This is a genomic window from Sphingobium sp. B10D7B, assembly GCF_025961955.1.
Lineage (GTDB): Bacteria > Pseudomonadota > Alphaproteobacteria > Sphingomonadales > Sphingomonadaceae > Sphingobium.
The window spans coordinates 226,902-252,538 of the sequence record NZ_JAOQOQ010000001.1; the positions used below are offsets into that span (position 1 = coordinate 226,902).

15 protein-coding genes and 1 pseudogene are annotated in these 25,637 nt (G+C 63.0%); 11 read left to right on the forward strand and 5 right to left on the reverse strand.

The annotated features are described in order from the left end of the window. Positions 1–331 precede the first annotated feature (331 nt). The 3 genes and pseudogenes from M2331_RS01095 (at position 332) to M2331_RS01110 (ending at position 4,420) form a co-directional block, all read left to right on the forward strand. On the forward strand, positions 332–853 hold the full coding sequence (locus M2331_RS01095; protein WP_181558583.1) for an alpha-L-rhamnosidase N-terminal domain-containing protein: 522 nt from the start codon (positions 332–334) through the stop codon (positions 851–853). A gap of 39 nt (positions 854–892) precedes the next feature. Then, positions 893–2,440, forward strand: a pseudogene (locus tag M2331_RS01100) (family 78 glycoside hydrolase catalytic domain); the annotation flags it as partial. 567 nt (positions 2,441–3,007) lie between these two features. After that, positions 3,008–4,420: a DUF1593 domain-containing protein gene (locus M2331_RS01110; RefSeq protein ID WP_264592241.1), complete on the forward strand. Its 1,413-nt coding sequence runs from the start codon at positions 3,008–3,010 to the stop codon at positions 4,418–4,420. 255 nt (positions 4,421–4,675) lie between these two features. Here the strand turns inward: M2331_RS01110 and M2331_RS01115 are convergent, their stop codons facing one another. Genes M2331_RS01115 through uxaC form a run of 4 tightly spaced genes read right to left on the reverse strand, consistent with a single transcriptional unit; the run spans position 4,676 to position 10,692 of the window. Then, entirely contained in the window at positions 4,676–6,547 is a 1,872-nt protein-coding gene (locus M2331_RS01115; RefSeq protein WP_181558586.1) for a sulfatase-like hydrolase/transferase, read from the reverse strand. A 17-nt stretch (positions 6,548–6,564) separates the two neighbouring features. Continuing rightward, the gene (locus M2331_RS01120) at positions 6,565–7,824 is read right to left on the reverse strand and encodes an MFS transporter (protein ID WP_220128491.1); all 1,260 of its coding nucleotides are present in this window, start codon (positions 7,822–7,824) and stop codon (positions 6,565–6,567) included. A 55-nt stretch (positions 7,825–7,879) separates the two neighbouring features. Next, on the reverse strand, positions 7,880–9,286 hold the full coding sequence (locus M2331_RS01125; protein ID WP_181558588.1) for a mannitol dehydrogenase family protein: 1,407 nt from the start codon (positions 9,284–9,286) through the stop codon (positions 7,880–7,882). After that, positions 9,283–10,692 (reverse strand): glucuronate isomerase, encoded by a 1,410-nt coding sequence (uxaC, locus tag M2331_RS01130; protein ID WP_181558589.1) that lies wholly within the window; start codon positions 10,690–10,692, stop codon positions 9,283–9,285. The genes M2331_RS01125 and uxaC overlap by 4 nt, the downstream gene beginning before the upstream one ends. A gap of 110 nt (positions 10,693–10,802) precedes the next feature. Here uxaC and manD point away from each other — a divergent pair, with 110 nt between their 5' ends. The 3 genes from manD to M2331_RS01145 are packed head-to-tail and all read left to right on the forward strand — an operon-like array spanning position 10,803 to position 15,373. Further along, entirely contained in the window at positions 10,803–12,011 is a 1,209-nt protein-coding gene (gene manD, locus M2331_RS01135; RefSeq protein ID WP_181558590.1) for a D-mannonate dehydratase ManD, read from the forward strand. Further along, complete coding sequence (locus M2331_RS01140; protein ID WP_181558591.1) at positions 12,011–12,973, forward strand: sugar kinase; 963 nt, start codon at positions 12,011–12,013, stop codon at positions 12,971–12,973. Before manD ends, M2331_RS01140 begins: the two co-directional genes overlap by 1 nt. An 18-nt stretch (positions 12,974–12,991) precedes the next feature. Further along, the gene (locus M2331_RS01145; protein WP_181558592.1) at positions 12,992–15,373 is read left to right on the forward strand and encodes a glycoside hydrolase family 3 protein; all 2,382 of its coding nucleotides are present in this window, start codon (positions 12,992–12,994) and stop codon (positions 15,371–15,373) included. Positions 15,374–15,404: 31 nt separating this feature from the next. Here the strand turns inward: M2331_RS01145 and M2331_RS01150 are convergent, their stop codons facing one another. Beyond that, a complete protein-coding gene (locus tag M2331_RS01150) occupies positions 15,405–16,163 on the reverse strand; it encodes a FadR/GntR family transcriptional regulator (protein WP_181558593.1) in 759 nt (252 codons plus the stop codon). 264 nt (positions 16,164–16,427) lie between these two features. Here M2331_RS01150 and M2331_RS01155 point away from each other — a divergent pair, with 264 nt between their 5' ends. The 5 genes from M2331_RS01155 to M2331_RS01175 are packed head-to-tail and all read left to right on the forward strand — an operon-like array spanning position 16,428 to position 25,500. Further along, positions 16,428–18,692, forward strand: a complete 2,265-nt coding sequence (locus M2331_RS01155; RefSeq protein ID WP_181558594.1) for a TonB-dependent receptor — start codon at positions 16,428–16,430, stop codon at positions 18,690–18,692. A 50-nt stretch (positions 18,693–18,742) separates the two neighbouring features. After that, positions 18,743–20,392, forward strand: a complete 1,650-nt coding sequence (locus M2331_RS01160) for a carboxylesterase/lipase family protein (RefSeq protein ID WP_181558595.1) — start codon at positions 18,743–18,745, stop codon at positions 20,390–20,392. A gap of 55 nt (positions 20,393–20,447) precedes the next feature. Next, positions 20,448–23,153, forward strand: coding sequence for a glycoside hydrolase family 2 TIM barrel-domain containing protein (locus tag M2331_RS01165; protein ID WP_264592242.1), 2,706 nt, complete (start codon positions 20,448–20,450; stop codon positions 23,151–23,153). A gap of 43 nt (positions 23,154–23,196) precedes the next feature. Next, positions 23,197–24,057, forward strand: a complete 861-nt coding sequence (locus M2331_RS01170) for a sugar phosphate isomerase/epimerase family protein (RefSeq protein ID WP_181558596.1) — start codon at positions 23,197–23,199, stop codon at positions 24,055–24,057. Between the two features lie 30 nt (positions 24,058–24,087). Beyond that, positions 24,088–25,500, forward strand: a complete 1,413-nt coding sequence (locus tag M2331_RS01175) for a neutral/alkaline non-lysosomal ceramidase N-terminal domain-containing protein (RefSeq protein WP_181558597.1) — start codon at positions 24,088–24,090, stop codon at positions 25,498–25,500. The last annotated feature ends 137 nt before the right edge of the window (positions 25,501–25,637 follow it).

Here is a 25,637-nt window from a genome sequence, read left to right on the forward strand (position 1 = left end):
CCGGGGCTCACATGCTCGCCATGCATGCGCTGCCCCCGCGCGATTTCACGCCGGCAAAGGAGATCAGTGTCGCTGCGCAGATAAGGAGGCCTCGCTCTGAAGGCACCGTGTCTCGGATAACCGCCGGCTGGGAGACAGCGCTCGGTGCTCCCGATGGCTGGCGGCTTACTGGATCGTCTAACGGGTGGGATGTGCCGATCTTGCTGTCGCCACAGCCTCACGCGGCATGGCAACCACGCCAGCCGTTCAGATGCGGCATATGTTCAAGGTCACGCGCAAACCAAAAGTTGCCCGGCTCTATGTGGCCACCCTGCGCGCTTAAGAGATGCCGTTGAATGGCTATGCTGTCAGCGAAGATCGCCTGCAGTCTGAAAGCAGCGATTACCGCAAGACGATCCTTTACCGCTGTCATGATGTGACGGACCTGATCAGGCGGGGCGAGAACGTCCTGGGGGCGCTGATAGGCGACGGCTGGTATGCGAGCTATATGGCACCTGCCGGGCGTTACGCATTTGGCCCTGCACCACGGCGGTTAATCGCTCAGTTGGAGATTGATGGTGCAGTCGCGGCCCAGAACGGTCCGGGCTGGAGCATGGCGCCGTCTCCCATAATCGCGTCGGATCTCTATGACGGGGAAAGCTATGACGCTCGTCTGGAGCAGCCGGGTTGGGACCGGCCTGGCTTCAATAACGCGACCTGGACCAGATGCTGGAAGGCGGAGGCGCCTCAAGGCAAGCTGGTCGCACAATCCAGTCCCGCGATACGCATTACGAATATCCTTCAGCCAAAAGCATCTGTCATTTTGCCGACAGGTACGACCGCCATAGATTTCGGCCAGAGTTGGCCCGTCTAAAGCTGGGGGGCAAAGCTGGGCAAACGGTCACGATGCGCTTTGCTGAGATCCTCTACGACGACGGGAGCGTTGACCAGCGGAACTTGCGAGGCGCAGACGCCACAGATCGATACACGCTGCGGGGTGACGCGAAAGGCGAGGTCTATTTACCGCACTTCACCTTCCATGGCTTCCGATACGTCCAAGTTGAAGGCGCGCCCGTTGAGTGGTCAATCGAGGGCATGGTCATGCGCAGCGAGTTCGCCGAAACGGGCATGATGAAGATCGACAATCCTGTCGTGCAGAAGCTCTGGCTGAACACGCTCTGGAGCCAGCGATCGAACTTTCTCGCGATCCCGACCGATTGCCCGCAACGCGACGAGCGACTGGGCTGGACGGGCGACGCTCAAGTCTTCTGGGATACCGCCGCCTTCAATATGGATGTGGCCGCCTTTACACGCCGCTTTTTGCGCGATCTGCGCGATGCTCAGACGCCCAAGGGCGCTGTCCCGATCTTCGCGCCCACCGTGAATAGCGCGGCGGGCGCCTCACCGGGCTGGGCGGATGCTGGCGTGATGCTCCCTTGGATTTGCTGGCGCCGATATGGCGACACCACGATGGTGACAGAGCACTGGGATGCCATGTGTCGCTATGTCTATGGCGTAATCGCCGACAACCCCGACCTTACTGGCGCAAAGTGCTTGGCGCCAATTTTGGCGACTGGCTGTCGCTCGATGCCGATCAGCCCGCAGATGAGACCACGCCAAGAACTGGTCGCCACCGCAATGCTCAAACGATCGTTGGATCAGATGGCGGACATGGGCTCAGCAATCGGCAAGACCAAAAGCAGAACATTATCGCGCTCAGGCGCGTGCGGCAGCGCGCGCGTTTCAAAAGACTTTCGTGGAGGAGAATGGCCGTGTCGGAAACGGTAGCCATGCGAGCTATATCCTCGCGATTCGGATGAGCATGTTGACGGCGGAACAGAAGGTTGCGGCCGGTGCCAGGCTTGTCGAAGATATCAGGCGGCGTGGCACATTACTGTCGACCGGCTTCCTCGCGACACCGGTGAGCCTGGATGCGATCGCCGACATCGGTGCTGCCGACCTCGTTTATGATCTGCTGTTGCGCGCGGCATTCCCCTCTTGGGGCTATATGGTCAGCAAGGGCGCAACGACGATATGGGAACGGTGGAACGGCGACACCGGCGACGTGGCGATGAACAGCTACAACCATTATGCGCTCGGCGCGGTCGTGGGCTTCCTCTATCGCCGGATGGCGGGCACTAATGAGCTGGAGCCGGGCTTCCGAACAGTTCGCATTGCGCCCCTAATGGAGCCATGGGTGCCCAGTGCCGGAGCCGAATATCGTAGCGCGCGAGGCCCCATTAGCGTGAACTGGACGCAGCGCTCTGACAGAGGTTTTCGCTTGGATGTCTTGATCCCCGCCAACATGCGGGCTGAGATACATCTGCCGCTTGCCGCGGGGCGCCGCGTCCTGAGCGACGGGCGAGATGTTGCCCTAGACCGGTCGATACGCATTAAGTCCGGGCAAGAGCCCGTAGCGGTATTGGAAACGGGCAGCGGACGCTATCGCTTGGACGTCGCTTGACCTGGGGGACCACCTAAACAGGGTGGCATTGGATTTTGATGTTGCCTCCGATCAACCGACTGATTTTGGCTCTATCGAGGCTCGGTCGGCGGCGCCCAGCGCTTTCGCGCAAGACAAGTGACATGAGAAAGGCATCTATGTCGATTAGCCGGCGAACGGGACCGGGCATCTCAACCTGGTCACTTCTCGGAGTGCTAATGTGGGACCGATCACGGGCCGCGCGCAGTGGTCGCGGCGCGGCGGTTACCCGATTCCATACAATGCGCTGCATCCCGTGCGGAATCCTAGGACATCGTCGATCTTTACTTCACTTGGGATTGAAGGACCTCTCCTTCGCTAAGCAGACGCAACTCACTTCGAACGTGGATAATGTGTCCGATCAGGGTTCTCCCTACCTGACCACTGGCAATGGCTATGGTAACGGGAATACGCTCGGAAGGTTGGTTCGGCCCGGCATTCGTACGCGCTTCTGATCCGCCGGGTCGCCCGTCCGCCAACGGCGCGATCATAGCGGACGGGGCATCGATATTTGAGGTAGGAGAACTGATGGTCACTCGATTTAGCATGGTGCTGGCCGCCGCTGCGGCGCTGGCAGTTTCGGTTCCGGCGACCTCTGCCGAACCTTTGCATACAACGAAGTCGCGTGTCCTGATCTTGTCCGACATCGGAAATGAACCCGACGATTCTGAGTCTCTTGTGCGCTTGTTGCTTTATGCAAACGAGTTCGATGTCGAAGGCCTTGTTGCGACGACCTCCACCTGGCAGCGTACCAGGGTTCAGCCACAGCTTATGCGCGAGCGGGTGGAAGCTTATGGGAAGGTGCTTCCCAATCTCCGGAAACATGCCCGCGGCTATCCGGATGCCAGCACGCTGATGGCCGCAATCGTCAGCGGCACGCCGGTTTATGGCATGGCTGCGGTGGGCGAGGGCAAGGATACCGAAGCCTCGCGCCGGATCATCGAAGTGGTCGATCGCCCCGATGACCGACCGGTTTACATCCCCGTATGGGGCGGCAGCGCGGATCTTGCACAAGCCCTGTGGACCGTTCGCGAAACGCGCACGCCCGAACAGGTGAAGGCCTTCGTTTCCAAGCTTCGGATCCATTCCATTTCGGATCAGGACGATACCGGCGCTTGGGCGCGACGGACCTTCCCGGACCTGTTCTGGATCGCCAGCGTCCATGGCTGGGGCCAATATGGCCTCGCCGCATGGATCGGCATTGCTGGTGACCTTTTCCGCCGTGACGACAAGTGGCCGAATGCGGACATGGTCACCAATGAGTGGCTGGAGGCCAATATCAGGCGCGGGCCGCTGGGCGCATTATATCCCCCGCATGAGTTCATCATGGAAGGAGACACACCGTCCTTTTTGGGCTTGATTCCTAATGGCCTGAATAATCCCGAGAATCCTGAATGGGGTGGCTGGGGAGGGCGCTATCTGCCGATCTACGAGGGTGCCGGCCACCGGGCCGACGCATCTGACCGGTTTGTGGATGCGAATGGCAAGGTCTGGGCCAGCAATCAGGCGACGGTGTTTCGTTGGCGCGGGGCTTTTCAGAACGATTTTGCCGGACGGATGGCCTGGACTCTTTCGCCCGACGTGCGCCGCGCCAATCACCATCCCGAGCTGGTGTTGAGCGGGGTCGCCGGAAAGGCGCCCGTCACCTTGTCGGCGAAGGTCGGCGCAACCGTGCGCCTCTCCGCCGCCGGCACGCATGATCGGGATGGCGACAAGCTGACCTATCGCTGGTGGCAATATGCAGAGCCAAGCCAGGCGCCCGGCGTCATGGTGCCGCCCCTTGAGATTACCGGCGCGGACAGCACGGAGGTGAGTTTCACCCTGCCGATGTACCGGATGACGAACACGAACGTCCCTGTGCCCAAGGACACCGCCTATCACATTATTTTGGAGGTCACGGATTCGGGATCTCCGCCCCTGACCAGCTACCGACGGGCCGTGGTGACTTTGGAACCATGACGGGGCTGTGCCGCAATGGTCGATCGGGCCTGCATTCGATCGGCCATTGATGTTTTCTGGAAGGGCCTGTGGCAAATGGCGTGCTGGAGAGCAATGTAGCGGACTTTCACAGACAAGCGATCACGAAAGTAGACGTTCCCGATCATCGAGCGAAGCGGATGGCTGCGTGGACCAGTGCAGCTTACGCTAAACAACCAGCCCTAACTGATATCTCGCGGAACGTTTGACTGGCTCCCCGCACTTACCTTTGACTCTTCACATGCCTCGTGGGGGCAGAAGCGAAACTGAAGGATCGTAAATGCCCTCACTCACGCGTGTGAGATAGCGTGTCGCGCGCCCGACATAGCCGGGATCGGTCTTCCATCTCGCGAGCATGTCCATGGGCCGATAGACCGGCTCGATATAAGTAAGAGCATTAAGAGTCTGCAGTGCGACCATTTCCGGAGGATTTGCGGCGAGCAACTCGGCCAAAATCTGCTTGGCCTGCTCCCCTTCACTCAGATGCGTGAGGGCTTCCGCCATGACCACGCGGACCTGCGCCGACGTTTCGCGCTTGCTTGCGCTGAGTAACGTCTCTCGCGCCGGCGCGGCCTGTGCTTTGCGGATCAGCAGACCCGTTGCTGCCCAGTAGCGCATCACTTCGTTATCGTGTGTCAGGGCCCGAGTAAGATCCGGCAGTGCTGATGGGCCTCCGGTCGCCGCCTGCGCGGCCAGAGCCATAATGTCCGCCAGCGGATAGGCATGGGGCTGGCGACTGGCTTCGTAGCCCTCTAGCGGCGAGCCTTCGGGTATGAAGCCGTTATCGTTTATATCCAGCATGTGCTGGTCGAGCGCTGTCCGCAAAGCGCTCAGGCGGCGGCTCTGCTTCGGATCGGCGGCAAGGTTTTGAAGCTGATCAGGATCAGCTTCCAGGTCGTACAGTTCCTCATAGGGCCGAGGCTCGAAGAAGCGCGACTGCACGGCGTTAAGCTCGCCGGCGGCATAGCGGCGATACCAGTCCTGATAGCTGCGCAACATCATCGGGAAGGCGTTGACCTGCCCCATGGGGCGGTGCGGCATGTAGTTGCGAATATAGCGGTAATGCCCGTCCGCGACGGTGCGGACGAAGTCGTAACGCTCATCCATGCGATTGCGCATGCCAAAGGCATAGGCTTTCGGACGCGCGATCTTCCGGCCAAGGAAGGCCGTGCCCGGCATGGTCGCAGGCTGGGGAATGCCCGCGATGGACAGCAGCGTGGGTACGAAATCGATGAAGCTGACCGGCGCCGCGATCTCGCCGCCCATCGCGGCCGGCGCATAGTCCGCCCATTTGTCGGGCACATGGACCACCAGCGCGCAACGCAGCCCTTCCTCATGGCAATGCCGTTTGGAGCGGGGCATGCAGCCGCCATTGTCCGAAAAGTAGAAGATGATGGTATCGTCGGCCAGCCGGGCATCTTCCAACTCGGCCAGCTTTTCGCCGACCTGTGCGTCCATCCGCTCCATGAGGTTATAATAGCTGGCGAAATCCTGCCGCACGGCGGGGCTGTCGGGGAGATAGGGCGGGACGCGGACCTGTTCGGGCTTCACCTTGCCTTCGGTGATGCCGAACAGCCGCGATTCATGCGTGGTTTCAAAGTTGAAGACAGCCATGAATGGCGTGTTCTCAGGCCGGTTGCGGTAATGCGCCTTGGCGCTCGATTCATCCCAGATCGACGCTGGATTCACGACAGCATTGTAATCGGTTTTCTCATTGTTTGTGCAGTAATAGCCCGATGCACGCAGGAGCTGTGGATAGGTCTTGAGAAAATCAGGCAGACTTGCGTCGGCGCGCATGTGGTTCGCCGGCGCATTCGATTCCGGATAGATGCCGGTCAGAAGGCAGAAGCGCGCCGGGGCGCAGACCGGCGCGTTTGCGTAGATCTTCCGGTAGAGGAGCCCCCGGCGCGCCAGCGCGTCGATGTGCGGTGTATGGGCAATCGGGTCGCCATAGGCGCCAATGAAGGGATTATTGTCTTCGCTCACCAGCCACAGAATATTGGGCCTGCCTCTCGGGTCGGGCCGGCTTGTCTGCGCAGTTGTCGTGCAGCCGGTCGCGACGCTGGCCGCAGCCAGGCTCCCGAGCATATTCCTGCGACTGATCGCCATCTTCGCGCATCCTTATCTCAATTGAGGGCGGCCTTTGCCTTTCCGGACCGCAGCAATCCCCACAGCACCAGCGCGCCAATCAGGTCGAAGGCGGCGAGCATCACGAATAGCGGATTGTAGCCCACGACTTCCGCAAGCCCGCCGACGATCAGCGTGAAGATGGCGCCGCCGATCCATCCGATCGATCCGGCCATGCCGGTGGCAGTGCCCACCGCGCGCTTGTCGAACAGGTCGGCGGAGAGAGTGAGCAGGGCGCCGGAAAGCATCTGGTGCGCGAAGCCGCCGACGCAGAACAGCGCGATCGCCATGGCCGGGGATGTCGCCAGCCCGATGCAGGCCGGTCCGACCATCAGGGCGGCGCCCAGTGTGACGGTCAACTTGCGCGAGGTGAGCAGATCGACGCCGAACCAGCGGATAAGGGCCGGGGCGGTCAGGCCGCCCAGCATGGAGCCGGCGTCCGCCGCCAGAAATGGCAGCCAGGCCCACAAAGCAAGATCTTTCAGATTAAAGTCCCACACCGTCACCAGATAGAGCGGGATGAAGAAATTGAAGGTCTGCCATGCTGGCTCTGCGAAGAAGCGCGGGATGGCGATGGACCAGAAGCCCTTGGTGCGGATCACCTCGCGCCAGTGCGCCGGGCGCGCGATGACCCCGGCATCGTCACCGGCGGTCTGGATATGGGCGAGTTCCGCTTGCGTCAGTCGCTTGCTCTGTTCGGGGCTGCGATAAACGAAATACCACAGCAGGGCGAAGAGCAGGCTCAGGCCGCCGGTGATGAGGAAGGCCGACTGCCAGCCGAAATACAGGATGCAGAACGCGACGAGCGCGGGTGCGATCATGTTGCCGATGGAGGCGCCCATGTTGAACACGCCGGTCGCCACGGTGCGCTCGCGCGGCGGAAACCACTCGGACACGACTTTGAGGCCGCCGGGAATGGCGGCGGCTTCAAAGCTGCCCAGCAGCCCGCGCCAGAAGGCGAGGCTGAACCAGCCGGTGGCAAAGGCGTGGCACATATTGGCAAAGCCCCAGCCGACCACGAAGATGGCGAAGCCCAGGCGGGTGCCGAGCCAGTCCAGGATGGCGCCGCTGAACGTCTGCATCACCGTGTAGGTGGCCTGGAAGGAGAAGACGACCCAGCTATATTGCTGGGTGCTCATGCCAAACACTTCCATAAGCGTCGGCGCCGCGACGGAGAGGGACGAGCGCGCGAGATAATTGAGAATCGTGCCGATCGTGACGAGGCTGATGATCCACCATCTCAGGCCCATGAGGGGCATGCGCCGCTTGTCATTCACCGTCATTCTCTCCCGAAGCCCTGTTTGATTGGCAAAGTCAGTCTGCCATCGTTTCCAGATGACTGGACAGTGCGGCCAGTTCATCGCTCGTGGGTTTCCACGAGGAGGCGATCAATCCGCTCTCTGCGAAAAGCGCGGCGGCGATCCCGTCCCGGCCGGCCTGCTTCCAGGCCAGCGCCAGCGCCTCCGCACGGGGGTCGCTGACATGCGGATTGTTGCCCCGCACGTGGGCGATCCACGCGGCGAGGGCTTTCAGGATCGCAGGCGAGGCTTTCCCCTGGGCCTGCCGGTCGGCAAGCGTCGCCAGCCAGCGCTGGGGGATCTTCTGCGATCCATCCATTGCGATCTGGGCGAGCCGGTGGGGAAGGGCGGGGTTGGCGAAGCGGGTTTCCAGCGAGGCCGCATAAGCCTGCAGGTCTTGCCCGGCGGCCGGCTGGAAACTGTCGGCGGCTTCGTCCCGCATCAGGCTGCGAACCAGCGCGCCGATGTCTGGGTCGGCCATGGCCTGGCTGACCAGCTCATGCCCCTTGGCAAGGCCGAGATAGGCGAGCGCGGAGTGGGCGCCGTTGAGCATCCGCAACTTGGCCGTTTCATAAGGGCGCACGTCCGCCACGATCTCGGCACCAGCAGCTTCCCATGGGGGGCGGGGGCCGGCGAACCGATCCTCGATCACCCATTGGCGGAAGGGTTCGGTGAACACTGCAGCCTCGTCCCGCAGACCGATCATGCTTTCCAGCCGGTTGATGTCATCGGGCTGCGTCGCCGGGACGATCCGATCGACCATCGAACAGGGGAAGGTGGTGTTATCCGCGCACCATTGCGCCAGTTGCGGGTCGGTGCCGGTCAGCACCTTCAGGAGCATGGCGCGCAAGCGGGTGCCATTGTCCGCGAGATTGTCGCAGCTCAGGATCGTGAGGCCGGGCAGGCCCTGGTCTCGGCGCTGCTTCAGGCCTTGTGCGAGATAGCCGTAGATGGTGCGCGGCGCCTGGCTTGCGGGGGCATCCTGCAGCAGCGGGTCGAGCGCGTCGTCCTGCCTGCCGGAAAGGTGATAGCCTTTCTCGGTCACGGTCAGCGTCACGATATGGGTCTTGGGATCGGCGATGGCGGACACCACCCGGGCCGGGTCTTCCGGGGCGACGATGATATCGCTCAGGCAGCGCACCAGCCGCGTCGCGGGCGCGCCTTCGCCCTTGGTGGTCACGGTGAACAGGCAATCCTGCGGCGCAAGCTGATCGCGCACCGTGGCGCTGCGCATCGATACGCCGATGATGCGCCAGACCTCGCCCGACGTCGCAATGGCATCTTCGGTAAACACGGCCTGATGCGCTCGCGTGAAGGCGCCCAGGCCAAGATGAACGATCTGCTTGCTGCCGGCGGCGCGATCGTAAGGCACCTGAATAACGCGCGCATCAAGCGACGCGAGAGTCTGCTCGGACAGCCTCATAGTTTGTACGCTGCCTTGGCGAAATTATAGGCGAGATCCTGCGCCAATTCGGCGGCCTCCCAGTCTTCGAGTCGATGTTCGGCGACCAACCGCGCGAGGAAGGCGCAATCGACCCGGCGCGCGACATCGTGGCGGGCGGGAATGGACATGAAGGCGCGCGTATCGTCGTTGAAGCCGACTGTGTTGTAGAAGCCCGCTGTCTCCGTGACATTCTCCCGGAAGCGCCACATGCCTTCCGGGCTATCGTGGAACCACCAGGCCGGGCCGAGCTTGAGTGCCGGATAGTGGCCGGCAAGCGGAGCCAATTCCCGGCTGCAGGTCGTTTCATCCAGCGTGAAAACGATGAGGGACAGGCGCGGATCGCGGCCATATTTGGCGAGCAGTGGCCGCAGCGCATGGACATATTCGGTGCGCACCGGGATGTCCGCGCCGTTATCCCGCCCGAAATGCTCAAACAGCCAGGGATTGTGATTGCGGAAACAGCCAGGGTGGATTTGCATGACCAATCCATCCTCGATGCTCATGCCGGCCATGACCGTCAGCATGTGCGCGCGGAACAGTTCGGCATCCGCGGCGCTCACGTCCGGGGCAATGACGCGCGCGAAAAGAGCGCGGGCCTGCGCGTCGTCTAGGTCCGCCGTCGCAGCGGTTGGGTGGCCGTGATCGGTTGAGGTTGCGCCCATCCGGGCGAAAAACGCCCGGCGGTTGCGGTGCGCGGCGAGATAGCCCTCATAGGTGAAGCAATCTTCGCCGGCCAACTCGCCAAAGCGCACCAGATTGTCGCGAAAACCCTCGAATTCGGGATCGATCACTGGGTCCGGGCGATAGGCGGTAATCACCCGGCCGGACCAGCCGCTGGCGGCAATCGTGCGGTGATGGTCGAGACTGTCGAGGGGGGACTCGGTGGTGGCGATCACTTCGATATTGAAGCGCTCGAACAGCGCGCGAGGGCGGAACGCCTCCTGCGCCAGTTGCTCTGCGATGGCATCGTAATATGCGTCGGCGCTGTCCGCATCCAACCGCTGGGCGAGACCGAACACTTCGGCGAACACCCAATCCAACCAGAGCCGCGAAGGGGTGCCACGGAACAGGTGATAATGGGCCGCAAAGATGCGCCATGCCTCTCGCGGCGCCGTCTTCGCCGCTTCGCCGCGCCGCCGCACGCCCAGCTTCTCCATGGGAATGCCCTGGCTGTAGAGCATCCGCAGGAGATAATGGTCGGGGATCAGCAGCAGGTCTGCGGCATTGCTGAATGCCTGATTGTCCGCAAACCAGCGCGGGTCAGTATGGCCATGGGGGCTCACGATCGGCAGTTGCGCAACCTGTGCATAAAGGTCGCGAGCGATTGCGCGCGTGGTGGAGTCCGCAGGAAACAGCCGATCAGGATGCAGTTTCAGTGGACTCATGACCTTCTCCCTGGCGACCGGAAATGACCCCTTGCCATACAATGCCTGACCAATCTAGTATTGATTGTCAGGCGAAAATGCTTGGACACTCATCGGGAGCTTTGCCTGCAATGAAGATAACTGCCGCTCGGGTCATCGTCACCTGTCCCGGACGCAATTTCGTGACGCTCAAGATCGAGACCGATCAGGGCGTTTATGGAATCGGCGATGCCACGCTCAACGGGCGGGAGCTTTCGGTCGTGTCCTATTTGCAGGACCATGTGGCGCCCTGCCTCATCGGCATGGACCCACGGCGGATCGAGGATATCTGGCAATATCTCTATCGCGGGGCCTATTGGCGGCGCGGGCCGGTGACCATGCGGGCCATCGCGGCGGTCGATGTCGCGCTGTGGGATATCAAGGCCAAGATGGCCAATATGCCCCTGTACCAGCTTCTGGGTGGCCGCAGCCGCGATGGCGTGATGGTCTACGGCCATGCCAATGGCTCGGATATCGAAGAAACCGTCGATGCCGTGGGCGAATATATCGACATGGGCTATCAGGCGATCCGCGCGCAGACGGGTATTCCCAATGTGAAGGACGCCTATGGCGTCGGGCGTGGCAAGCTCTACTACGAGCCTGCCGATGCCGCGCTGCCTTCCGTCACCGGCTGGGATACGCGCAAGGCGCTCAACCATGTGCCCAAGCTGTTCGACAAGCTGCGCCTGACCTACGGGTTCGACCATCATCTGCTGCATGATGGCCACCATCGCTACACGCCGCAGGAAGCCGCCAATCTCGGCAAGATGCTCGAGCCCTATCAGCTTTTCTGGCTGGAAGACGTCACGCCTGCGGAGAATCAGGAAGCCTTCAAGCTGGTCCGCCAGCACACGGTCACCCCGCTGGCCGTCGGCGAGATCTTCAACACCATCTGGGATGCCAAGGATCTCATCCAGAACCAGCTGATCGACTATATCCGCACGACCATCGTGGGCGCGGGCGGCGTTTCGCATCTGCGGCGCATCGCCGATCTGGCCTCGCTCTATCAGGTCCGCACGGGCTGCCACGGCGCGACCGATCTCTCGCCGGTGACGATGGGCACGGCCCTGCATTTCGATACCTGGGTGCCGAATTTCGGCATTCAGGAATATATGCGCCACACCGAGGAGACGGACGCCGTCTTCCCCCATGATTACCATTTCGAGCGCGGCTTTCTCTACTGCGGCGAAACGCCTGGTCATGGCGTCGACATCGATGAAACTCTGGCCGCCAAATATCCCTACAAGCCGGCCTATCTGCCGGTCGCGCGGCTGTCCGACGGCAGCATGTGGAACTGGTGATGCGCGTTCTCGCGATCGGCGAGGGCATGGTCGAGTTCCGGCGGGAGGATGCGTGCTGGCGGCAGGCCCATGGCGGCGATGTGGTCAACACGGCCATTCATCTGGCGCGCTTCGGTATCGCGACCGGCCTTGCGACGGCCATCGGGCGCGATGGGTTCAGTGATGATCTCGCCGGCGCGTGGCAGCGTGAGGGGCTTGATCTCTCCTGCGTGGCGCGCAGTCCGGTGCACGAATGCGGCATCTACTTCATCGCCACTGACGAGAATGGCGAGCGCTCGTTCACTTACCGTCGCAGCGACAGCGCCGCACGACGCCTGGTTTCACTGATCGCGCCCGATACCCTCGCCGCTGCAGTCCGTAACGCCGAGCTGATAGTTTATTTTTCGCTGGTGACGCTGGCCATCCTCCCGGAGGAAGACCGCGCTACGTTGCTCGATATTTTGCGGAGCCGCCGCGCAGCCGGTGGTCGCATCGCGTTTGACAGCAACTACCGTCCGGCGCTTTGGGAGACGGTGGCGGCGGCCCGGCATTGGCATGAAGCGGCGCTGCGGACAGCGTCCATTGGTCTGCCGACGCTCGATGATGAGCAGGCTTTGCTCGGGACGACTTCTTGCGAGGAAGCAATAACCTATTGGCGCGAGCGCGGCGTCGATGAGGTCGCTGTAAAAATGGGGGCGGCCGGCGCGATGGCGGGCGATTGCCTCGTTCCGACCCGCAAGATCGTGGCGCGCCCTTTGGATACCTCCGGCGCGGGCGATGCATTCAATGGCGGCTATCTGGCTCATCGGCTGGTGGGGCGAAGTCCGGAGGCGTCGGCGGAGGCCGGCAATGCTCTGGCCGCTTGGGTTGTGCAGCGGCGCGGGGCTATTCCGCCGGCCGAAGCCGGGATCTACAGTCGGCCATCGGACGACGACACAGGGATGGCGTTTGACCGGGTGACCCCGCCAATAAGAACAGCATGATTGGAGAAGGCCGTGCCCATGACTGGCAAGATTTCGTTCTCGGTATCCGCAATGGCGCTCTGCGCCGTGTTGAGCGGCTGTGCGACAACGGACCGGTCCGCCGCCGCGTCTACTCCATCTGCTTCACCGACGATGACACAGCCGGATGTCGCGGCGCGCAGCAAGCCGGTCATCACTGTGGCCGGGCTGCGGTTCAAAGACCTCAATGCCTCCGGCACGCTCGAACCCTATGAGGACTGGCGTTTGACGGCGCGTGAACGTGCACGCGATCTCGTGACGCGCATGACGCTGGCCGAGAAGGCGGGGACGATGCTGATCGCGACGCAAAATCCCGATTGCGACGGCTCGATCACTGAGGATGGCAAGGCGCTCATCGAAAAGGAGGAGATGAGCCGCTTCATCCTGCGCGCCACGGTGGCGGCAGAGCCGGCCGATTGCTCCGTCCGCCTGACCGGTTTTCGCCTGCGGGGCGGCTATCGGCAGACACCCCTGCAGATGGCGCGGTTCACCAATGCGGTGCAGGAAATGCGTGAGGCAAGCCGGCTCGGCATCCCCGCGCTGTTCAAGGATAATGCGCGTAATCATGTCGAGGTCAGCCCGACCTTCGGCATTGGTCAGGGCGCTGGCGCCTTCACAGAGTTTCCGAAAGAGGCGGGGCTGGCGGCCGCAGCGCTCGGTGCCGCGGCGCCGCTCAGTGCGGCCGATGGCGCTCCGCCCGCCAATCTGCGTGGCGACATGTCCGTCATCGCCGGATTTACGCGTGTCATGGGCCAGGAGTGGCGGGCCATCGGCTTGCGCGGCATGTATGGCTATATGGCGGATCTCGGCACGGAGCCACGCTGGTCACGCTTCCACGAGACGTTCAGCGAGGATGCCGATCTGGTCGGCGATATCGTGACGGCGCTCGCCAAAGGGCTGCAGGGCGAGAAAGGGCAGGGCGGCCTTGCGCTCTCTCCGGCTACCGCAGTCAGCATGACGCTCAAGCACTTCCCCGGCGGCGGGCCGCAGCAGCTTGGGCTGGATGCGCATTACACATTCGGCAAGGACCAGTTCTACACCGATCCGAGCGGACGGTATGGGTTCGATTATCATCTGCGCCCCTTCCAGCGAGCCATCGACGCCGGCGTGGGTTCGATCATGCCTTATTATGGCGTGCCGGTGGATGCGCATCATGGCGGGCGGCCGGTCGAAAGTCTGGGCATGGCGTTCTCGCGGCAGATCGTCACGGGTATTCTGCGGGATGAGCTGGGCTTTCGCGGCTATGTGAACTCGGACAGCGGCATCATCGAAGAACGCGGATGGGGTCTGGAAGACAGTCGCATCAATCCGGCGACTGGCAAGGGGTACACCGTCGCGGATCGCACAGCGCTTGCCGTTCGTGCTGGCACGGATATTCTCTCCGAGTTCCGCAGCAAGAGCACGATCGTCGATCTGGTTGCCCAGGGCGCGCTCAGTGAAGCAGGCGATATCGATCCGGCGGTCGAGCGGCTGCTGACCGAACAATTCGCGCTGGGCCTGTTTGAAAATCCCTATGTCGACGCCGAGGCAGCGCCGGAGATGATCGGCACGGCCGAGCATCGCGCGCTGGGGCTGGACATTCAGCGGCGGTCGCTCGTGCTGCTGCACAATCAGAAGGTGGATGGCACGGGCGTGTTGCCGCTCCGCCCGGGCAGTCGCATCTACACCATGGGCTTTGCCGGTGCTGACTTCGCCGCGCGGGGTTTCGCAGCGACTGACGGCAATTATGACGCGAAAAAGGGGCAGGTCCGTGCCGCTGTGCCAGCCGGCACGGATTACGCCGTCATCAACGTCCGCGTGAGCACAGACGCGGCGCGGCGCTATTCGAGCAAGTCTGCCGAGGGCGGCGGCCGCATTATCGATCCGGCCACCATGATTGCCAACCGGGCCACGGGCAAGCGGCAGGCAAGCTGGGGAGAACAGGACCCCTGCACGACATCCTCCGCCGGCAAGGACGTCACCTGCGTGGATGACAATCTCATTTTCGGCGGGGCGTTTCCGTGGGAAGCGGGGATGCTGTCCTTTACCGCTATGGCAAAAGCGCAGAGCTGGTCGGTCTATCCCTCGCTGGCGGACATTCAGGCGATCATGCGCGAGATCGGCGATCCGCGCCGCGTGATCCTCAATATCTATTTCCGCCAGCCTTACGTGCTGGATGAAGCCAGCGGCCTGCGCAATGCCGGGGCGATCATCGCCAGTTTCGGGGCGAGCGATGCGGCCCAGATCGACGTGCTGACCGGTAAGCAGGCCCCGGCCGGGCGCCTGCCTTTCGCCTTGCCCGCCTCGCTCGATGCTGTCGACCGGCAGCATTCCGACGCGCCCGGCTATGCCGAGACGCCGGGCAGCACGCTCTATCCGTTCGGCTTTGGCCTGACCTACTGAGTGCGCGTGCCGGGGCTGCCCGGTACGTTGCTCAGGCAATCGCCCTTTCATAGCGGGCGCGCTTCGATGCCGATGCCTTGCGCGCTTCCTCGATTGCCTTTTCCTCGGTCGCAAAGAGCAGGCTGTCCAGAACCGCGGTCAGATGCGCGCGCATGGCGGCGCGGGCCTTGGCGGGGTCACGCGTGCGGAGCGCATCGAGAATGACCTGATGCTCGTCGATGACAGGTTTGACATTGGCCGATCGCGCCTTGGCATAGAGCAGGGCGGTCTCAGGGGATTTGGCGCGCAACGACCAGAGATTGTCGATGAGGTTCACGATCGCCGAGTTGCGCGTCGCCCGCGCGATGGTCAGGTGGAACTGATGGTCGGCATCTTCCGTGCCGGCGTTGCGTTCATTCTCCGTCGCGATCTCGTCGATCAGCTGCGCCAGCGTAGCGAGCTCCTCGTCGGTGATCTGCGCCGCCGCAAGCGCGGCCGCTTCGCCTTCCAGCAGCAAGCGCGCTTCGGTCAGTTCGAAGGCGCTGACATTGAATGCCGCAGGATCGCCCGCGCTGGGCAGGCCTTTGAGATAGGCGCCGGAGCCGACGCGGACTTCGACGATGCCCTGAACCTCCAGCGCGATGATCGCCTCGCGGATCGTCGGGCGGCTGACATTATACTGTATCGCGAGTTCCCGCTCCGTGGGTAGCCGGTCGCCAGGCTTGTAGCGCCCGCTCCCGAACACCTCCAGCAACTGGTGCGCGATTGCCTGATAAAGTCGGTCTCTGCCGCTGATCGGTTCGGATGCCATGACCACCTGTTCTATGTCGCCCTCTGCCAGAGGAAAGCGGCGATGCTATCGCGGATTGAGCGGATTGGCCAGACACCTTTGCGCGGTTTCTTTGCAACAGTCAGGTGTGAAAGTGGCGGCTGAAATTAGCCGTTTTCGGTCAGCACGCTGATTTTTCCCGCCACAGCCATTTATATTCTGCCTACAATGTGGCATGACCAATTATCCGCAGTGACTTGGCCAAGTCCGGTTCGGTTCCGAGTTTTGGTAAGAGGATCTCCCTAAATGTGTTCTTTCCTACGTTTTTCCGTTGCGTCTGCTGCGTTGGCGGCGGCCTGTGCGGTCGCAACGCCTGGCTTCGCCCAGAGCGCGGCGCCCGAAGCCGGTGCAGGGTCTGAGCCGGAAGCGATCATCGTAACCGCCCAGAAGCGGGAGCAGGACATTCTTGAAGTTCCGGCGGCGGTCAGCGTGATCAACTCAGCGGTGCTGAACACGGCGCAGGTCACCCAGTTCTCCGACATCACCCGCGTGTCGCCGTCGCTGACGGTGAACGAGCAGGGCAATTCGGCGTCGTCGTCCGTCTCGATCCGCGGCATCGGCACCTTCTCCTTTTCGACCAGCACCGAGCCGGCCGTCTCGATCGTCGTGGACGGTGTGGCACTGCTTCAGCAGGGCCAGGCGTTCGGTGGCGGGTTGAATGACATCGCGCAGGTCGAGGTTCTGCGTGGGCCGCAGGATTCCCTGTTCGGCAAGAACGCGTCTGCCGGCGTGGTCAACATCACGACCAAGAATCCGACGCGTGACCTGAGCGGTTATGTCGAAGGTGTCCTGACCAATGACGACGAGACGCGGGTATCCGCTATGCTCTCCGGTCCCATCGGCCAGAATGCCGGCTTCCGGCTGAACGGCTTCTATTCCGATCGTGAAGGCTACATCAACAACCTGACCAACGGTCATCGCCTCAATGGCGCGGAAAGCTACGGTTTTGGCGGCAAGTTCACTTACGGTGCCGGCAACCTCGATCTCACGTTGTCCGGCAATTACAGCAACACCAAGTCGAACGGCAACGCGCCGACCTATTATTATGTGACCCCTGGCGCGACCCAGAATGGCGCGGCGATTGACCTGCGCGGCATCCGGCCGGGCGTCGGCAACGACAATGTCCGCTTCGATGGCGATCCGCGCGCTGACAGCTTCCAGTATCTGCTGTCGGCCAAAGCCGATCTTGACCTGGGCTTTGCGACGCTGACATCGGTTTCCGCCTATCAGCGCTGGAAGCTGGAATCCGGCCAGGATCTCGACTTCTCTGCCGCGCCGACCCTCTATCAGGGCGGCCCCTATGATGCGACGATGTTCAGCCAGGAGCTGCGCTTGACCTCGCGGGGCGCCAGCCCGTTCGAGTATATGGTCGGCCTGTTCTATGCCGATGGCAATACCGATCGCCGCTTCATCCGTTCGGCGCCGTCTTTCTTGTCGTTCCTCCGTCAGGATTGGGATTCGACCGCATCGACGGAAAGCTATGCCGCCTTCGGTCAGCTCGGCTATAATTTCACGCCCACGACCAAGCTCACGCTCGGCGGCCGCGTCAATCGCGAGACTGTCGGCGTATTCTTCCGGGATAATCGACTGGCGACGCCTGTGGTGTATGAAGATCAGCGGAGCGACACGGCTGTCACCGGCAAGGCCTCGCTACAGCAGTTCGTGAGCGACGAAGTGATGGTCTATGCCGCCATCGCCAAGGGCTATAAGGGGCAGGCCTACGATATCTCGTCCGGCTTCAACCAGTCGCGGATCGACAATCTCGTCAAGCCCGAGCATTCCGTATCTTACGAAGTCGGTATGAAGGGTCGCTTCTGGGGCAACCGTGGATCGTTCGCGATCACCGGCTTCTGGACCGACTATGACGACTTCCAGGCGCAGAGCGCGGAATTCATCGCCGGTGCGCCGCAATTCATTCTCAAGAATGTCGGTAAGCTGCGCACCAAGGGTATCGAGTTCGAGGGCTCCATTCGGGCGACTCCGAACCTCAATCTCTATGGTTCGGCCGCTTACGTCGACGCGAAGATCCGCGAATTCCCGGGCGCGAGCTGCTATCCTGGTCAGACGGTTGCGCAGGGCTGCGTCGCCATTCCGGGCACGACCACGTTCGTGCAGGATCTGGCCGGCGTCGGTCTCGCCAATTCGCCGGACTTCAAGTTCAATGTCGGTGGCGTGTACGAGGCGCCCATTCAGGGCACCGAGATCAACGCCTATATGAGCGCAAACTATGCCTGGCAGGATGATGTCAACTTCTCGCTGGATCGCAACCCGCTCACCAAGTTCGATGCCTATGGCATCGCCAATGCCAGCATTGGCCTGCGCAGCACGGGCGCTGTGAACTGGGATCTGTCGTTCTTCGTCAACAACCTGTTCAACAAGGCGTATCTGACGTCCATCACCGATTATACGGGCAATGGATACTCGGCCCCGACGCTGATCCAGCAGGTTCCGCGCAACTATCAGCGCTATGTCGGCGTCCGCCTCCGGGTCGGTTTTGGAGCCAGCAACTAAAACCGTTCCGATCAACGGAACGAAACAGAACTGAAAGAGAGGACAGTACCATGACGATTGCCCGTTTGAGAGGGTTCATTCAGCAATGGCGTGGTCCTGGCCTCTTTTTCCTCGGCGCGTTATCGGCGGCCTCCCCGGCATTGGCTGGGGAGGCCGTTGGCGCCTCCGAGCCGCGGGTGACGACGCAGGCGGGGGCGATTGAGGGACGGATGCTGCCCTCCGGCGTTCGCGCGTTTCTGGGCGTGCCTTATGCCGCACCGCCGGTACGGGATTTGCGCTGGCGGGCGCCCCAGCCGGTGACGGCCTGGAAGGGCATCTATCATGCCGACCGGTTCGGCCCGCAATGCATGCAGCAGCAGCGCGGCATCCTGACCAATCAGTATTCCGGCGCGGAAGTCACCAGCGAAGACTGCCTTTATCTCAACATCTGGGCCAAGCAGGGACTCAACAAGGCGCCCGTGATCATCTTCTTGCATGGGGGCGGCTTCTTCATCGGCGCGGGCAGCATGGCGCTGTACGGTGGCGAGACTGTCGCCACGCGGGACGTTGTCTTCGTCAATCTCAATTATCGCGTCGGCCCCCTTGGCTTTTTCGCGCATCCCGAACTGACCTCTGAATCGGGGCATAAAGCATCGGGCAATTATGGCTTCCTGGACCAGATCGCCGCGCTGCGCTGGGTGCAGGAGAACATCGCGCAATTTGGCGGCGATCCTTCCAATGTGACCATTGCTGGTCAGTCGGCCGGGTCGATGTCGGTTCTCGCTTTGCAGGCCAGCCCGCTTGCCAAGGGTCTTTTCCAGCGCGCCGTGGGCATGAGCGGTGCGCTCATCGGCTCGGCGGGGCCGGGTGCCATGCGTCCCCTGGCGCAGGCCGAGCAAGATGGCGTGCGGCTGCAGGTCATCTGGAAGGGCAGCAACCTCGCTGATCTTCGCGCCATGCCCGCCGACCGGCTGGTCGTGCCGCGCGTGCCCGGATCTCCGCCGGTCGGCCCGATCGAAGATGGCTATGTGCTGCCTTATCCCATCGACGAGGCTTTCAACCGCTCCGCCCAGAGCGATGTCCCGCTCGTGCTCGGCTTCACGCGCGATGAATCGCTCGGCGGCCTTGGCCCGGTGCAGACGCTGGCCGACTACAAGGCGCGGGCTGCGGCCGTCTTCGGCGGTCGTGCGGACGCCTTCCTGAAGCTTTACCCCGCGGCGAGCGATGCTGAAGCGAAAGCGCAGGCGCGGGTTGCGGACCGGGACGGGACGATGGCGGCGGCGATGGATGCCTGGGCGCGGGCGCAGGTCGCGAAAGGCAAGGCCCCGGTTTACAGCTATATGTTCGCCCGCCCGCATTCCTACCCGGCCGGGGTGCACATCCCCGACCTCGATCCCGCGACGGCGGGCGCCTACCACACCTCGGAAGTGCCGTTCTGGCTCTCCACGATCGACAGCTTCAATCGCTTCCGCCCCATGCGGGACTGGTCCCAGGCAGACCGCGCGTTCAGCAGCGCGATGACGGATTCGCTCGTCGCCTTTGCCCGCTCGGGGAAGCCGGACACGCAGCAACTCAAATGGGTGACGTTCGACCCGGCCCGTCCGCGCCTGCTCGAACTCGGGGCTGATGCACATATCTCTGCCTGGCCGGACGAGCGCAGGCTGGCGTTCTTCCGTGCCGCGCCCGCCCAGCGTCCCGCAGGTGGCGCGGCGCGCGACTGACCGGCGAACTCCTGCCTGAAGACGCGCACTAGGACATGAAGAAGGCGAGATAGATATGCGGATGATGACATCGATGGCGCTGGTTCTGGCGCTCGCTGCAACGAGCCATGCCTCCCCATCGCTTGCCCGCGACGCGGTGTCGTCCAGCGATCAGGCCAGCGAGCACGTGCGCACCAGAATGGCGCTGGCGGACGGCTGGCAGTTCAATCTGGTCGGCGAGGCCGGTCCCGCCGCGCATGACCCGAAGCCGGAGAACTGGAAGCCGGTCTCGGTGCCGCACAGCTGGAATCGCGTCGGCTATTATCTCTCCGACCCGGAAACACATGTGAATTCGGCGGAGACAGTCAACAAGATCCAGGGCGTCGGCTGGTATCAGCTGACCTTCACGCCCGCCGCGGCGAATGCGGGCAAGCGCGCCTTTCTGGAATTCGATGCAGCCAGCCGGACGGCCGAGGTGTGGCTGAATGGCGTGCGCTTGGGTGAGCATCGCAATCCGTTTGGTCGCTTCCGCCTGGATGCCACCAGCGTGATCCGCTTCGGCGAGCCCAATTCGCTCTACGTGAAAGTCGACAACACCCAGCCGCGCCTTGGCAACAGCACCGCGGACGTGCTGCCGATGACCGGCGATTTCTTTGTGCGGGGCGGGCTGTATCGGCCCGTCAGTCTCGTCATGACCAATCCGGTCCATATCGACATGCTCGATCATGGCGGGCCGGGCATCTACGCCGCGACCCGCAGCGTCGAGAGCGGTCGGGCGACCATCGATCTGCTCGCGCGGCTCAGAAACGACAGCGCCTCCGCGCAGCCGGTGACGATCGACGCGCAATTGCTCGATCATCGCGGCAAGGCGGTCGCGACATGGCGCGAGACGGCGCAGCTGGCCGCCGGCGCGGTCAGGGAGATGCGCGGCACGCTGGTCGTCGCCGATCCGCATCTGTGGAACGGCACGGCCGATCCCTATCTCCACACGCTGCGCTTCGAGATGCGGTCTGCCACCGGCGAACTGCTCGATGCACTGGACCAGCCCTTCGGCATCCGCACGCTGAGGCTCGACCCGAAGGAGGGCTTTTTCCTCAACGGCAAGCGTACGCCGCTCGTAGGCGTGGGGCTGCATCAGGACAATGAAGCCGCCGACTGGGCCATGACGCCCAAGGACGTGGCAGAGACGGTGGACATCATGCGCGATATGGGCGCCAATTCCCTGCGCCTCGCCCATTATCAGCACGGCCAGCCGATCCACGACCTCGCAGACCGCTATGGCCTCATCCTGTGGGACGAGATCGCGCTGGTGACGGCATGGACCAATGCCCGCGACCAGACCGAAGCGCCAGCGGGCATCCGTGAAAATGCGCGGATGCAATTGCAGGATCTCATCAAGCAGAATTACAATCACGCCTCGGTCGCGGTGTGGGGCATCGCCAATGAAGTGGATTTCGGCCCGGGCCGGCCGGACTTTCTGGGCCGCCCACCGGAGGTGCTGGCCAATCCGCGTCCGCTGCTCGATGAGCTGAACGCGCTGGCCAAATCGGTCGATCCGCTACGTCCGGTCGTGCTGGCGCAATGCTGTGAAGGCCGGGGCATGCCGGACGTGCCGCCCGTTGCGGAGTCGGTCGATGCCGTCGGCGCCAACCGCTATTATGGCTGGTATTATGGCGAGCCGGATCAGCTTGGCGCGCATCTCGATGAACTGCGCGCCAAGCGACCCGATCAGCCGATTTCGATCAGCGAGATCGGGGCTGGCGGCGCGGCCAACATGGCATCGGACGATCCGCTGGGCGGCCCGATTGAATCTGCTGGGCGGACCCAGCCGGAAGCCTTCTTCTCCTGGTATCATGAGCAGAGCTGGAAGGTGCTCAAGGATCGGCGCGATCTTTGGGGCATCTGGCTGTGGAACGGCTTCGATTTCGGCTCGACGGTGCGGCGCGAGGGCGATGCGCAGGACATCAATACCAAGGGCATCGTCACCTATGATCGCAAGATCAGAAAGGACATTTTCTACTTCTATCGCGCGAACTGGTCCGACAAGCCGACCGTCCACATCAACGGCCGTCGCTATGTGGACCGCGCCTATCCCGTCACCGACATTCGCGTTTACAGCAATGCCCCGGAGACCCTGCTCACGGTGAATGGCCGCACGCTGGGCGGTCTGAAGGATTGCCCCGACAGTGTATGCGTATGGCCGGCCGTGCGCCTGAAGCAGGGCGGCAATGTCATCGAAGCCCGTGGCGTGTTCCCGTCCGGCCCGGTCATGGATCGGATCGACTGGACCGTCGCGCCGGCGCAGGCCCGCAGCTTCCGCATCGACAGTGGCGCGCTCGTCGCCGCGCGCGCGGACGTGCAGTTCGGCTCGGATGATTTCTTCGTTGGCGGTACGGCAGGCACGACCGATCAGCCCGGCGGGCGTGGCCGTCAGGCCGTCGTTGCCGAGATCAGCGGGACGGATCGGCGCGACGTGGTCGCGAGTTTCCGGCAGGGGGAGGATTTCCAATACCGCATCCCCGCCGCCAACGGCCGCTACCGCGTCACGCTGAGCTTTGTGGAGCCAGACAAGGGCGTCGGCGAGCGGCGGTTCAGCGTCACCGCCAATGGCAGGCCGGTCCTGCAAGCCTATGACATTCGCGCCCGGGCTGGCGCCGTCCGCACGGCCGTGCGTGAGACGTTCGACGTCGATGTGACGGGCCAGATGCTGACGCTGCAGTTCAAGGCTTCCGTTGGCGAGGCGGTGGTTTCCGCCATTGAGGTCGAACCGGTTGGCAACTGAGCCGGATTCTGGCGTTGCCCGTCGCGCTGTAGTGGCGGGCGCGGTGTCTGCGTTCGCAGCAGGATGCACGCCTTCGCTGGTTCGGCCCGCGGCAGAAGCGAGGCCGCTCGGACTGGCGAGCATCACCGTCGCGCAGGCGCTCCAGCGCGACTATGCGGGGACCCTCAAGGCCGCCAAAGCGATGGGGTACAGCCATTTCGGTTTCCCGCTCGCCGCGCTCTCCCCCCGCCAGCCGCCGGCGCCTGATCCGGTCGAGGTCGCCGCGATGGTGCGGGATGCCGGTCTGTCGGTCGGCGTCGTGCGGCTGGGTTACGGCGTGGCGCCGGCAATGCAGATGGCCACAGCGCGCAAGATCGGCGCAACGATTGTCGCGCAATCGGCCGCGCCGGTGTTCTTCGAGGGGGCTGTCCCGGGCAAAACGACGCGCGCGGCGTTAGAGGCGTGGCTCCCGCGACTGAACGACCTTTCCCACGCGGCACGCGACGCAGGCGTGCGTCTGGCTTTCCACAATCACGGTTGGGATCATGTTCCACTCGAGGGAGAGGCCCCGCTCGCGTTGATCGCGGAGCGGTTTGCACCCGGCGAAGTAGATTTCGAGATCGATCTGGCATGGGCCGTCCTGGGCGGCGCGGACCCGCTTTCGCTAATCCGCACGCTGGGGCCGCGCGTCCTCGCCATGCATTTCAAGGATGTCGATCCATCGCGCGGGCCATCGGACCATGACCGGCTGGTCCCGCCGGGCGATGGCGTCCTGAACTATGCGCGGCTGATACCGCTGCTCGATAGGATGACCAACGCGATCGGCTATGTCGAAGTCGATGCGCCGGAGGACGAGATTGCAGCCGCCGGCCGGGGCGCGGTGTTCGTGCAGCGCGTGCGGCGAGGCTCGGTCTCGGGCGGCTGAGGGCCGACTCATTCAGGGGAGGGGTCTGTAATGAAAATTCTGGTTCGCGCGGCTTTGCTTGGCGCCACTGCCTTTGTCGCATGGGGGGCGGCGGCCGCTCAGGATAGCGCGTGGAAGGCGGGGGCGGCGAAAGTCGAGATCACACCGGATGCATCTACGCTCAGCCCCGGCGACATCATTCGTGATCCGCTCTACGTCCGCGCCCTTTTTATTGCCAATGGCAAGAGCTGCGCAGTCCTTGTTGGGGCCGATCTGATCGGCATGTCGGACGCGGTCGCGGGGCAGGCGATTGCCCAAGCAGCAAAGATCGCGGGGTGCCCGCAAGAGAATTTCGTCGTGTCGGCCACTCACACGCATAGCGCATCCGGCTCGTCGCGCTTGCGCGCGGGTGCGGGGCTGGACGCGGGCACGGCCATCGTCAAGGCGGTGACAATGGCCAAGACCGCGTTGCGGCCTGCCACAATCGGCTTTGGCACGACGCAGGTTGACCTCAACATCAATCGCGACCTGTTGCGGGACAACCGCTGGACCCAGGGGCCCAATCCTGACGGACCATCCGACAAGACACTGGCAATTCTTGAAGCGCTGGGGGAGGATGGCCTACCGATCGGCGTCTATCTCAACTACGCCATGCACCCGATCAATTTCTACATGTCGGGCGTGGTGAGCGCGGACGTGCCGGGCGAAGCCTCGCGCTATATCGAGCGGCGCTATGGCGACGCCACGGTGGCAATTTTCGCGCAAGGCGCTTCCGGCGACCAGAACCCCAGATTCACGCGGGCGCAGAATAGATTGAGTCGCGTGCGCACGGGCGTGCCCGGCGCGTCGGACATGCGCGTTCTCGCGCGACTGGCAGAGGGCCAGCCGAGCGCTGGAGTGTCGATGGCAGACCGTATGGCCGCGTTGGGCAGCCGTGTGCCAGCACAAAGGCAGGCGGACTATCTTGCTGCGGTCGAGGACGTCAGCCAGATCGTCGCGGCAGGGGGAGCGCTTCTCGGGGAGAGCGCCATTGATCTCATGCATTTCGGCAAGTTGGCGCGTAGCCGGCAGGGGATGATTGCGGGCGCGGTCAGGCAGTTGCAATGTCCGGGGCGAGACCGGCTGGACCGGGACAATCCCGTCCGGGAAGGCGCCGCTCCGCCTTATGCCGACGGGGAACCGGTGACGATCCGCGCGGGCATGCTGAAGATCGGCCCGGTCTATATCAGCGCGATCAATGGCGAGGTCTACAGCGAGATCGGCACGCGTCTCAAGCGTTCCACCCCTGGCTTGCAATTGATGATGACCTCGCTGGCCAACGGATCGGCCAATTCCGGCTATATTTATTCCGACGCTGCGCGCTCGCATTTGACCTTTCAGGTCATTGGGTCTCGCCTGCAGCCGGGCTGCGCCGAAGACGCCATCGTGAGATCCGCACTCGAGATGATCGACGAATTGAAATGATGGGGTGGGCGAGTCGGCGTTCATTGAACCCGATTTATTGGTCAGGCAAATGTCGGTCGGTATCCCGTTGGCCGTGCCGTTCCACCGGTCCTGCAATAAAATCCGAGTAGAATCTGATATTTGGAAAGCTTTTGGTC